An 11933-nucleotide genomic window follows, 5' to 3' on the forward strand; every position below is an offset into this window, starting at 1 on the left:
GCTTTCGTCATTTTCACGCCCGGACTTTAGTAGCCTTGCGGGGTGTCCGCCTCACGTACAGAACGCCTCCTGAACCTGCTCATCGCCCTGCTGAACACGAAGTACGGGCTGCGCCGCAGCGAGCTTCGCGACAAGGTCTACCACGACACCACCAGCTCCGACGTCGCCTTCGGCCGGATGTTCGAACGCGACAAGGGCGAGCTGCGCCACTTCGGCTTCGAGATTGAAACGGTGATGGACACGGGCTGGGGCTCGGACGATCCGGCCACCAGCCGGTACCGCATCGGCAAGGAATCCAACCGGCTTCCCGACGTCAGTCTCACCGCCGAGGAGTGCACGGTCCTCATCCTGGCGGCCCAGCTCTGGGAACATGCCGCCCTCGGTTCCGCAGCCGTGAACGCGATGCGAAAGCTGCAGGCGGCCGGCGGCCTGGTCGACGCCGAACTCCCCGCCGGGGTCCAGCCGCGCATCCGGCCCGCCGGGCAGGCCTTCGAGGACCTCGTCGCCGCCATGCACGCCCGGCACTCGGTCAGCTTCGGCTACCTCGCCGGGAGCACCGGCAAGGAGGAGGAACGCCTGGTGGAGCCGTGGGGCCTGGGCAGCCGCTTCGGCCAGTGGTATCTTGTGGGCCATGACCGGACCCGCGGCGACCGGCGTTTCTTCCGGCTCTCCCGCATCACCTCCGCCGTGACCGTATTGGAGAAGCAGGGCATCACCGCGCCCACCGCGTTCAACGTCCGCGCCGAGCTCGCGGGTCTGGCGGAACTGCCGGTCCGGACCGCCGTCGTCGACGTTGTGCAGGGGAAGCTGCTGGGACTGCGCAAACGCGCACTGGCGGCCCCCGGCACCGAACCGGGCACGGAGCCCGGGGCCGCACCGGGCACGGAGCCCGGGGCCGCACAGCCCGACGCCGGCCGGGACCGCCTCGGCGTGCCGTACCGCGATGCGGAGACCCTCGGCGAGGAACTGGCCTCCTACGGCCCGCACGTGACTGTGGCGGCCCCGCCGGAGCTCGTGACCGCTGTGCGGCGCCGGCTGGCCGCCGCCGCGGCCTTCGCCGCCACGCCCGCCCCGCCGGTCGCCTTCCCGGCTGGCGGTACCGGTAACGCCAAGCGCGGCCGTAAACGCACCTCCGAGGACCAGCTCAAGCGGATGCTCCAACTGGTCCCGTTCCTGGTCCACAACCAGGGACTGCACATCCGCGACGTCGCCGCGAAGTTCGGCATCACCCGCCAGGAACTCGAAGATGACCTGCGCATCCTGATCTGCTCCGGGCTGCCGGGGGGCTACCCGGATGACCTGCTTGACATCCGATGGGACGACGACCACGTCTACATCATCCAGGACCTCGAGCTGAACCGGCCGGTGCGTTTTGCGGTGGACGAGGCCTGCGCCCTGTTGACCGGGCTGGAGACCCTGAACGGCCTGCCGGAGCTGGCCGAGGGGAACGCGCTGGAGTCGGTGACGCTCAAACTCATGGCCGCGGCGGGGGAGGAAGGCCGGCAGGCCGCGCAGCTCTCCGGCCCCGCAGTGGCTCCCGGCAACTCGGCCACGCTGGAAACGGCCCGCGACGCCATCGCCAGCGGTGCCCAACTGCGCCTCCGTTACTTCTCGCCGCAACGGGATACCGTGTCCGAACGCGATGTGGACCCTCTTCGGCTCTACTCACTGGACAACACCTGGTACCTCGAGGCGTACTGCCATTCGGCACAAGGGCTGCGCAACTTCCGGCTGGACCGGATCGAGGAGCTGCAGCCCACCGGTCTGCCGGTCTCCGCGGACGCCAGGCCGGCGGACAGCTTCCCGGTGAAGCTTTTCACCCCGAACGACGACGACACTGTCGTCGTGGTCGAACTGACCCGCCGCGGCGCCGGGCTCGCCGACGATTACTACGCCGAACACACCGCTCCGCTCCCCGGCGGCGGGATGCTGGCCGAAATCCGTTTCGGCAGCACGGACTGGCTGCCGATGTTTGTGGCCCAGCACGGCGGAACCGCCCGGATCGTACAGCCGGAAGCCCTCGCGGAGGCTTCCCGGGCCTGGCTGGCGGCGGCCCTGGCCCAATACGACGACTGACCGGCACCCCGGATAGACTGTGCAGCATGCCTTGGTGGTCCTGGATCGTAATCTGGATAGCGCTCGTCGCGCTGTCACTGTTGTTCTTCGTCGTGCTCGGCGTCCGTTTGTTCCGGCAGTTCATGACGACGGTGAAGGAACTTGGCGCGGCGGGGGAACGGTTCTCCAGCTTCCCGTCCGCCGCCGCCAGTCCGCCGGGGTCCGCACTTGCCGGGCCGCCGGGGTCCGCCGCCGACAGCATACCCGGGCCGCTGCCGGAGCCCGGCGCGGCCGTTTTTGCTGAACCCGCCCGGCTGCGGCATGAATACCACGTGTCGAAGCTGGCCCGGCAGGACGACCGGCGGCTGCGGCGCATCCGGCGCAGGAAGGACCGGGGCCAGCCCCAGGCGTTGCGCGACATCGAATTCAGTTAGACATAGGATGTAATCAAACGAAAGGACCTCCTGACATGAGGCTTGAAGGCTGGCATTTGATCATCATCATCGTTCTGGCATTGGTGCTTTTCGCGGCGCCGAAGCTGCCCGGCATGGCTCGAAGCCTTGGCCAGTCAATGCGCATTTTCAAATCGGAAGTCCGCGAGATGAAGAAGGACGGCGCCACCGACGCCAAGGATGACTCCGACCCCGTCGAGGGCCGGGTGGTGAACCACCCGAAGTCCGCCGGCACGGAGTCCCGCACGGCCGACGGAACCGACGTTCCGCCTCCGAACCGCGCCTAAGACCACATGGCAGTATCCATGAGCCGCCGATCGAACCCCGAGGGGAGGATGGCGCTCCTTGACCACCTGAAAGAGCTGCGGAACCGCCTCTTCAAAGCGGCGATCGCCGTCATTGTGGGAACCGCGGCCGGCTTCTTCGTCTATCAGCCGATGCTCGCTGCACTGATCAAACCGATCCGTGACCTGAACGAGCGTGAAGGCCGGCAGGCGACGCTGAACTTCGACGGCGTCGCCAGTTCTTTCGACCTGATGATCCAGGTCTCAGTGTTCCTGGGCCTGATCGTAGCCAGCCCGGTCTGGCTCTACCAGCTCTGGGCATTCATCGTCCCCGGCCTGCACAAGAAGGAACGCCGGCTGGCGCTGTCCTTTGTCGCCGCGGCCGTGCCTCTCTTCATCGGCGGCGTACTTCTCGCCTGGCTCGTGCTTCCCAACGCGGTGCGGGTCCTGACCGACTTCACGCCCTCGGGCGGCTCCAACTTCATCAGCGCGCAGATCTACCTGTCGTTCGTGCTCAGGCTGCTGCTGGCCTTCGGCATTGCCTTCCTGCTGCCGGTGGTACTGGTCGGTCTCAACCTGGCCGGGATCATCAAGGGCAAGCAGCTCGTCAAGAGCTGGCGGATCACGGTCTTCCTCGTCTGCCTGTTCGCCGCCATGGCCGCCCCGGGTGCGGACGCCATGAGCATGTTTTACCTTGCCGGCCCCATGCTGATCCTTTTCTTCGCCGCCATCGGCCTGTGCCTGCTGAACGACCGGCGGCGGGAACGCCGAGCCGTTAAGCGTGCCGTGGAAACCGAAGCCACCGCGGACCAGCCAACCCCCAGCTCCGAGCTGGAGAACCTCTAGCCGTTCGCGCACTAGGCTGGAAGCATGTCTTCACTTCCCGGGCCGGAATCCCCGTCCGAACGCTATCGTGCCAGTGCCGAGCGGGCCGCCGAAGCCAGGACTTACCTGGGCGGATTCATCAGTACTCTTGCATTCGACCTCGATGACTTCCAGCGCGAGGCCTGCCTCTCACTGCAGGCCGGCCGCGGAGTCCTCGTGGCCGCCCCCACCGGGGCAGGCAAAACGATCGTCGGGGAGTTCGCCATCTACCTGGCCCTCCAGCGCGGGCTCAAGGCCTTCTACACCACCCCCATCAAGGCCCTGAGCAATCAGAAGTACGCCGAGCTGGCCGAAAAGTACGGCGCCGCCCAGGTGGGGCTGCTGACCGGTGACACCAGCATCAACGGCGACGCGCCCGTCGTCGTGATGACCACCGAAGTGCTCCGGAACATGCTCTACGCGGAGTCCGATACCCTGGACGACCTCGGCTTCGTCGTGATGGACGAGGTCCACTACCTCGCCGACCGCTTCCGCGGCGCCGTCTGGGAAGAGGTCATCATCCACCTGCCCAGCGAAGTCCAGGTCGCCTCGCTGAGCGCCACCGTGTCCAACGCCGAGGAATTCGGTGCATGGCTTGACACGGTGCGCGGACAGACCGATGTGATCGTCTCCGAACACCGCCCCGTCCCGCTCTGGCAGCACGTTATGGTGGGACGGAAAATCGTGGACCTTTTCGCCGGTGACACGAGTTTCGATGAGATTGCCCCCGCCGGAAACGCCGAACTCCCGGTGACCGCGGCCACCGCCGACCCCGGCGCCCGCCCGGGCTTCGAGGTCAACCCGGAACTGCTCTCCATGGCGCGGGCCGAGAGCCAGATGAGCTTCCGCGGGCGCTTCGGCCACGGCGGGCGCAGCCAGCGGCGCCAGCAGCACCAGCGTGAGGAACCGCAGGACGGACCGCGCAGCCCCGTCCGCAAGGCCAGCCGCCCCCAGGTCATCGCGAGCCTGGACCGGCAGGATCTCCTGCCTGCGATCACCTTCATCTTCTCGCGCGCCGGCTGCGACGCCGCCGTCGCCCAATGCGTCTCCGCCGGACTGTGGCTGACCACCGAGAAGGAACAACTTGACATCGCCCGGCGCGTCGATGAGGCCGCGCAGGACATCCCCTCCGACGATCTGGACGTCCTGGGCTTCTGGAGCTGGCGCGACGGCCTGCTCCGGGGCCTTGCCGCGCACCACGCCGGTATGCTCCCCACCTTCAAGGAAGTCGTGGAGAAGCTCTTCGTCGGCGGCCTCGTCAAGGCGGTGTTCGCAACCGAGACCCTGGCGCTCGGCGTCAACATGCCGGCCCGGTCCGTTGTGCTGGAGAAGCTGGACAAGTTCAACGGCGAGGCGCACGTGAACATCACAGCGGGGGAGTACACCCAGCTGACCGGCCGCGCCGGCCGCCGCGGGATCGACGTCGAGGGCCATGCCGTGGTCCTCTGGCAGCCCGGCACCGACCCGGCCTCGGTCGCTGGCCTTGCCTCCCGGCGGACCTACCCGCTGAACTCGAGCTTCCGTCCGACGTACAACATGTCTATCAACCTGCTGGCCCAGTTCGGCCGTTCCCGGGCGCGGGAGATCCTCGAGTCGTCCTTTGCGCAGTTCCAGGCGGACCGCTCCGTAGTGGGGCTGGCCAGGCAGGTGAAGGGCCGCGAAGAGTCCCTTTCCGGTTTCAGCCGGTCGATGACCTGCCATCTGGGTGACTTCACCGATTACTCCCGGCTGCGGCGGGCGCTCTCCGACGCCGAAAAGAGCGCCTCCAACACCACGTCCCGGGCCAAAAAGTCCCGCACCGAGGATTCCCTGAGCCGGCTGCTGCCCGGCGATGTGGTGGATGTGCCCACCGGCCGGGCGCCCGGCCTCGCCGTCGTGCTCAGCTCCGACCACCACTCCCGCGAGCCCCGGCCCGCCGTGATGACCCTGGACAACCAGCTGCGGCGGATCGGCAGCCAGGACGTCGAAGGCCCGCTCGCGCCGATAGCCCGGATCCGGATCCCGAAGTCCTTCAACGCCAAGGTGCCCAAATCCCGGCGGGACCTTGCATCCTCGGTCCGGAACGCCATCCGGGACAACCGGCCGCCCGCGCCGCCGAGCCGGGACGAGGACTTCGGCCGAGCCGCTGCACTGCCGGACCAGGAGAAGAAGATCGCCGAACTGCGCCGCCAGCTCCGGGCCCACCCCTGCCACGGGTGCAGCGAACGCGAAGACCACGCGCGCTGGTCCGAGCGTTGGTGGAAGCTCCGCCAGGAAACGGACGGACTGGTCCGCCAGATCCAGGGCCGCACCAACACCATCGCGAAGACCTTCGACCGGGTCTGCGGGGTGCTGGGCAACTACGGCTATCTGGAGACCTCCGACGCCGGTGTGCTCACCATCAGCCCGGACGGGCAGCGGCTGCGCCGCATCTACGGCGAGAAGGACCTGCTCATTTCGCAGTCCGTGCGGATGGGCGCTTTCACTGATCTCGACGCCGCCGAAATCGCGGCGCTGGCCAGCATCCTGGTGTTCCAGGCCAAGCGCGAGGACCGCGGACTCCGGCCCAAGATGCCCAGCGTCTCGCTGGAATCCGCGATCGATACCGTGGTGCGGGAATGGTCCATCCTGGAGGACGTCGAGGAAGCCGCCAAGCTGCCGCTGACCGGAGAGCCTGAACTGGGCCTGGTGTGGCCGATCTTCAAGTGGGCCAAGGGACGGCACCTCCAGGAGGTCCTCAGCGGGACGGACCTGGCTGCGGGAGACTTTGTCCGCTGGGTGAAACAGGTCATCGATCTGCTGGACCAGCTCGCCAAGATCCCGTCCCCGGACCCGCGCGTCTCGAGGCTCTGCGGGGACGCGATCAAGCTGGTCAAGCGCGGCGTCGTCGCGTATTCCTCAGTGGCCTGACATCCGCCGGGCACTGCCGGCCGCCGGGCACTAGCGGCACTGCCGGCCCGCCCGCCCGGAACCATCCGTCCGCTTCGAACACCGCCGGCGCTGCGCCGGCCCCAGCTACAAGGAGCCCCCGCACCATGACCGATTCCCCGGCCACCCCCGCACCGCGCCAGGTGACGCTCTACCGCAACGGTTCGGTCTACACCGCCGCCGATCCGTTTGCGACCGCGCTGCTGGTCGACGGCGACACCGTCGCCTGGGTCGGTTCCGAGCAGGCCGCCACGTCGATTGCCGATTCCGCCATGAACGTCGTCGACCTGCGCGGGGCACTCCTGGCACCCGGATTCGTCGATTCGCATGTGCACCTGACGGAGACCGGGATCGCGCTGGACTCACTGCAGCTCGGCGGTGTCCGCTCCGCCCGGGAACTCCTCGACGCCGTCGCAGGCTCCACAGCGCCCGGCACCGTGCTGGGCCATGGCTGGGACGAAACGCTGTGGCCGGACCCGGCACTGCCCAACCGCGAAGAACTGGAACGCGCCGCCGGCGACCGGTTGGTCTACCTCTCCCGCGTGGACGTCCACTCGGCGCTCGTATCCTCGTCACTGGCGGCGGCGGCCGGCCTCGAAGACCTCAACGGGTTCAGCGGGGACAGCCAGGTTAAGCGGGCCGCGCACACCGCCGCCCGGCTCGCGGCCCGGCGGTTGCCTGCTGCGGCGCTCCGCGGCTACCAGCAGCAGGCCCTGGCCGAAGCTGCCGCCAACGGCTATGTGGCGGTGGCCGAGATGGCCGCCCCGCACATCGGCAGCATCGAGGACCTTCAGCTCGCCGTGGCCTGGAACGCGGGGCCGGACGCGGTTCCGGAGATTCTGCCCTATTGGGGCCAGCTGGCCGGCTCCGCGGAACAGGCCCGATCCATCCTCGACGGTCTCGGCGTGTCCGTGCTGGGCCTCGCCGGGGACCTGAACATCGACGGCTCCATCGGTTCGCGGACAGCGGCCCTGCGGGCGGACTACAGCGATGCTCCGGGGGAGCGCGGCAGCCTGTACCTCTCCGTCCCGGAAGCGGCCGCGCACCTGGCGGCGTGCTCGCTGCTGGGGATCCAGGCCGGCTTCCACATCATCGGCGACGCCGGCCTTGACGCGGCGCTGGACGCACTGGACCAGGCGGCGGCCGACGTCGGCGAGCAGAAGGTCCGCGCCGCGGGCCACCGCTTCGAGCACGTCGAGCTGGCCGATGCGGACGCCATCAGCCGGCTGGCCAGGTACTCGGTGACCGTCAGCGCGCAGCCGTGCTTCGACTCCGCCTGGGGGGGCGGGGGCGGGCTGTACGAGCAGCGCCTCGGCTCGCGCCGCACGGGCATGAACCCCTTCGGCTCCTTCTACGCAGCCGGCGTGCCGATCTGCTTCGGCAGCGACAGCCCGGTGACGCCGCTCCGGCCGTGGTCCAGCGTGCGCGCCTGTCTGCAGCACAATAACCCCTCCGAGCAGATCTCCGCCCGCGCCGCGTATCTGGGCCACACGCGGGCCGGTTGGCGAGCCGCGCGCTACCGCAACCCGATGGCCGGCCAGCTGGTTCCCGGGGCACCGGCCAGCTTCGCCGTCTGGGAGGTCGAGGAACTGATGGTCCAGGTTGCCGACGGCCGCGTCCAGTCCTGGAGCACGGACCCCCGGTCCCGGACGCCCCTGCTGCCGGCCCTGGACAGGGGTGCCGACCCTGCCTGCCTGCTGACCGTCGGGGACGGCCGCGAACTGTTTTCCAACGGTACCTTCGGCGCCTGATGGCATAGAAAGTTGCGCCGCCCCGGCGGCGGTCCTGACCTGCGGCGACGGATGAAACGGCAGGTCACGGTCCGGTTGACAGATCATGGCGGGGCCGTAGCATTGAGGGGCACGGAGGGTTGCGTACAGCGCAGGCTCCGGAGGTCCCCCCGGCCATATCCAGGTTGCCGCAAGCGCGGCAGCCACCTAGGTTGTGGCCATGGGTATTCCCAGGGGGCGGGTCCACTTCGCAGCAGAAAACGGTCCCGGCGGCGCTTCTCGCGCCCTGCCGGAACTGGCCCGTGGCGGGTGGACCTGCCCACGGAACCGGATGCGGACTCGAAGGGTCCGGCGACTCCCTATAATGGGGAGTTGCGCCTGCTCTCGGCTGACGGGCTGGCGCTCTGACCGCTCCCTTCAAGGAAAGGCCTCGCTGTGCGTGTCCTCACGATCATCCCCACCTACAACGAGCTGGAATCGTTGCCCAAGACTCTAGGGCGCCTGCGCTCGGCCGTGCCTGGCTCCGACGTCCTGGTGGTCGACGATAACAGCCCCGACGGCACCGGGCAGCTCGCGGACCGCTGCGCCGCCGAGGACAGCCAGGTCCACGTCCTGCACCGTGAAGGCAAAGCCGGCCTCGGAGCCGCGTACATCGCCGGCTTCCGGTGGGGCCTCGACGCCGGGTACGACATCCTCGTCGAGATGGACGCCGACGGCTCGCACCAGCCGGAACAGCTCCCGCAGCTGATCGAAGCCGTGGAGCAGGGCGCCGACCTCGCCATGGGCTCGCGCTGGGTTCCCGGCGGCAGCGTGGTCAACTGGCCCCTGTACCGCCAGGCGATCTCGCGGGTGGGCAGCACCTACGCCCGGCTGATGCTCGGCCTCCAAATCAAGGACGTCACGGGAGGCTTCCGCGCGTTCCGCCGGAGCACCCTGGAGAAGCTGAACCTCGACGCCGTCGACTCGGTGGGCTACGGCTTCCAGGTGGACCTCGTCTGGCGAGTCGCCAAGCTCGGACTGACCATCGAGGAACGCCCCATCACCTTTGTGGAGCGCGAACTCGGCGACTCCAAGATGAGTGGAACTATCGTGGTCGAAGCCATGATCAACGTCACCAAGTGGGGTCTCGCCGCCCGCTGGAACACCCTCGCCGCCAAGCTCCCCGGCAAGCACGCCGGTGCGGCCGGCAAGTAAGGCCACAAAAAAATAAGCAACGCGGGGTCACTTACAGCCCATCCGGTGCATCAGGATGGGCTGTAGGTGACCCCGCGTTGCTTGATACGGCGGGTGCGCCGGCTGCTTAAGCCGAGCGGCGTTCGCCGCGGCGTTCCCGCAGGATCGTGAGACGGTCTTCGAGGATCTGCTCCAGTTCAGGGAGGGAGCGCCGCTCCAGGAGCATGTCCCAGTGCGTGCGGACGGCTTTCTCGTTGCTGTTCACGGGACGTTCGCCGTCAACCAGCAACGCTTCCCTGCCTGTCTTCGACACCCACAGCGGGGGGATCTCCGCTTCGGAGGAGAAGGTCACGAATACCTGCTCGCCGTCCGCGCAACGGTACTCAACGCGCTGGCGCGGAGCCGGCTCGACACCGGATTCGGTCTCCATGCTCTGTGCGCCAAGGCGCATACCCCGCAGGCTGCGATCGCTCATCTTTTCTCCACTCTATTCGGTTCGCAGGGTCATGCCCTGCGCTAGCCAGGGGCCGTGAGGCCTCGCCGGACTACTGTTTGCATCGCGCTGCATCGCTCGAAATAACCGGAGTGATACTGACGAATCATCACTGGATTAAACGCTTTGCGAGGCCTAATTGTTCCGGCCGGTTGAACCGGCCGGACAAATATTCAACTATACGGGACCAGTGCCCCCCGGGTAAAGCCTGTCAGGCCGTTTTTCCGGCGGCTGCCGGGCACAGACAAGGGGCGGCGCAGTAAGGGGCGGCGCCCGCCTGTGCGGGTGCCGCCCCTTTCCTGCGGGATGAGGTTCCTTGCGGGATCAGGCCTCCGGCTTGGCAAGGAAAGCAGCAGCGCCGGCTGCTGGCGCGGCTGCCGGCGCAGTTGCCGGGCTTACCGGGGTCTTTGGCTGTGCGGCGTCCGAGTCCGGACCGAATAGGCCATCCGCGGGCTGGCCGGGCTTGTGCCCGCCAATGGCGTTGCCGATTCCTTTGAGTGCCTCACCGACCTCGCTCGGGATGATCCAGAGTTTGTTGGACGTGCCCTCGGCGATCTTCGGCAGTACCTGAAGATACTGGTATGCGAGGAGCTTCTGGTCCGGATTGCCCTTGTGGATGGCGTCGAACACCTTCTGGATGGCCTGGGCCTCGCCGTCGGCCCGGAGGATCGCGGCCTTCGCGTCACCTTCGGCCTTCAGAATCGAAGACTGCCGCTGGCCCTCAGCGGTGAGGATGGCGGACTGCTTGGTGCCTTCCGCGGTCAGGATGGCGGCGCGCCGGTCACGCTCGGCACGCATCTGCTTCTCCATCGAGTCCTGGATGGAGTGCGGCGGATCAATCGCCTTGAGCTCCACCCGGGAGACACGGATGCCCCAGCGGCCGGTAGCCTCGTCCAGCACGCCGCGGAGCTGGCCGTTGATCTGGTCCCGGGAGGTGAGGGCTTCTTCGAGGTTCAGTCCGCCGACGACGTTGCGGAGTGTGGTAGTGGTGAGCTGTTCGACCGCCTGGATGTAGTTGGCAATCTCGTAGGTGGCCGCCCGGGCGTCGGTGACCTGGAAGTACACCACCGTGTCAATCGAAACCACCAGGTTGTCCTCGGTAATCACCGGCTGCGGCGGGAAGGAGACCACCTGTTCACGCAGGTCCAGCAAGGGCAGCAGCCGGTCCACGAACGGGATCAGGATTGTGAGGCCGGGGTTCAGCGTGCGCTGGTACTTGCCCAGCCGTTCGACGACGCCGGCCCGCGCCTGCGGGACAATCCGCACCGAGCGGACCAGCACGATAATTACGAACGCAACGAGCACCAGCAGCACAATTGCGACTGCGATATCCATACTTCACCTTTTCCCCAGATATGTGGTCAAACTACGGTTTGCGGCGAAGTCCCGCCGCGATCCCGGTGCCGGTCGCGGCCACGGGAAACTTTGCGCGTGCTATTGGACCGCCGTCTCCGGCTGCGGGGCAACGACGGCGGTGGCGCCGTCGATCGCACTGACCACGGCGCGCTGGCCGGGGGCAAGGAGGCCGGCTTCCGAGCGGGCACTCCAGATGTCGCCGCCGATTTTGACCAGGCCGCCGCTGGCGCTGACGGGTTCCATAACGAGGGCTGATTCACCGATCAGCCGTTCGATGTTGCTGCGTTGTTCCGCCGGTCCTTTGTGGAGGTGTTTCAACGCGACGGGCCTGACGAAACCGATCATGAGCAGGGCCACTACGCAGAAAGCGACAATCTGGAGCCAGAAGTCCGCGCCGGCAAAGTCGGCAACCAGCCCGGCCAGGGCGCCGCCGCCGAGCATAATGAAGAAGAGGTCGAGGGTGAGCATCTCCACCACCGCAAAGGTGAGGAAGACAGCGAGCCAGAGCGCCCACAAATTTTCGGCCAGCCATTCAAACATTTGTTCCCCCTTCGCTCCCGGGAGCTGCGGTGCAGACCCTCAGTTGCTGTGAGTCCATCCTAAGCCGAAGGGCAAGGCA

10 protein-coding genes are annotated in these 11933 nt (G+C 67.7%); 7 read left to right on the forward strand and 3 right to left on the reverse strand.

What is annotated here, in order from left to right; translation table 11 throughout:
- The first annotated feature begins 42 nt into the window (after positions 1-42).
- The 7 genes from RCH07_RS11840 (at position 43) to RCH07_RS11870 (ending at position 9486) form a co-directional block, all read left to right on the forward strand.
- Complete coding sequence (locus RCH07_RS11840) at positions 43-2076, forward strand: helix-turn-helix transcriptional regulator (protein ID WP_326967667.1); 2034 nt, start codon at positions 43-45, stop codon at positions 2074-2076.
- A gap of 26 nt (positions 2077-2102) precedes the next feature.
- The gene (locus RCH07_RS11845; RefSeq protein ID WP_326967668.1) at positions 2103-2489 is read left to right on the forward strand and encodes a hypothetical protein; all 387 of its coding nucleotides are present in this window, start codon (positions 2103-2105) and stop codon (positions 2487-2489) included.
- A 35-nt stretch (positions 2490-2524) separates the two neighbouring features.
- Positions 2525-2794 carry a Sec-independent protein translocase subunit TatA gene (gene tatA / locus RCH07_RS11850; RefSeq protein ID WP_326967669.1) on the forward strand — a complete coding sequence of 90 codons (270 nt, stop codon included), beginning with the start codon at positions 2525-2527 and terminating at the stop codon, positions 2792-2794.
- A gap of 48 nt (positions 2795-2842) precedes the next feature.
- Positions 2843-3637: a twin-arginine translocase subunit TatC gene (gene tatC / locus RCH07_RS11855; protein ID WP_326967701.1), complete on the forward strand. Its 795-nt coding sequence runs from the start codon at positions 2843-2845 to the stop codon at positions 3635-3637.
- Positions 3638-3661: 24 nt separating this feature from the next.
- Positions 3662-6544: a DEAD/DEAH box helicase gene (locus RCH07_RS11860; protein WP_326967670.1), complete on the forward strand. Its 2883-nt coding sequence runs from the start codon at positions 3662-3664 to the stop codon at positions 6542-6544.
- Between the two features lie 125 nt (positions 6545-6669).
- Positions 6670-8313 (forward strand): amidohydrolase, encoded by a 1644-nt coding sequence (locus RCH07_RS11865; RefSeq protein WP_326967671.1) that lies wholly within the window; start codon positions 6670-6672, stop codon positions 8311-8313.
- 414 nt (positions 8314-8727) lie between these two features.
- A complete protein-coding gene (locus RCH07_RS11870) occupies positions 8728-9486 on the forward strand; it encodes a polyprenol monophosphomannose synthase (protein ID WP_326967672.1) in 759 nt (252 codons plus the stop codon).
- 106 nt (positions 9487-9592) lie between these two features.
- On the opposite strand, the gene RCH07_RS11875 is transcribed toward RCH07_RS11870, so the two are convergent.
- From RCH07_RS11875 to RCH07_RS11885, 3 genes are all read right to left on the reverse strand, one after another.
- The gene (locus RCH07_RS11875; RefSeq protein WP_326967673.1) at positions 9593-9940 is read right to left on the reverse strand and encodes an RNA polymerase-binding protein RbpA; all 348 of its coding nucleotides are present in this window, start codon (positions 9938-9940) and stop codon (positions 9593-9595) included.
- A gap of 342 nt (positions 9941-10282) precedes the next feature.
- Positions 10283-11293 (reverse strand): SPFH domain-containing protein, encoded by a 1011-nt coding sequence (locus tag RCH07_RS11880; protein ID WP_326967674.1) that lies wholly within the window; start codon positions 11291-11293, stop codon positions 10283-10285.
- Positions 11294-11392: 99 nt separating this feature from the next.
- Positions 11393-11854 (reverse strand): NfeD family protein, encoded by a 462-nt coding sequence (locus RCH07_RS11885; protein WP_326967675.1) that lies wholly within the window; start codon positions 11852-11854, stop codon positions 11393-11395.
- Between the last annotated feature and the right edge of the window lie 79 nt (positions 11855-11933).

It is taken from the genome of Arthrobacter sp. CG_A4 (assembly GCF_035985125.1).
In the GTDB taxonomy this organism is placed as follows: Bacteria; Actinomycetota; Actinomycetes; order Actinomycetales; family Micrococcaceae; genus Arthrobacter.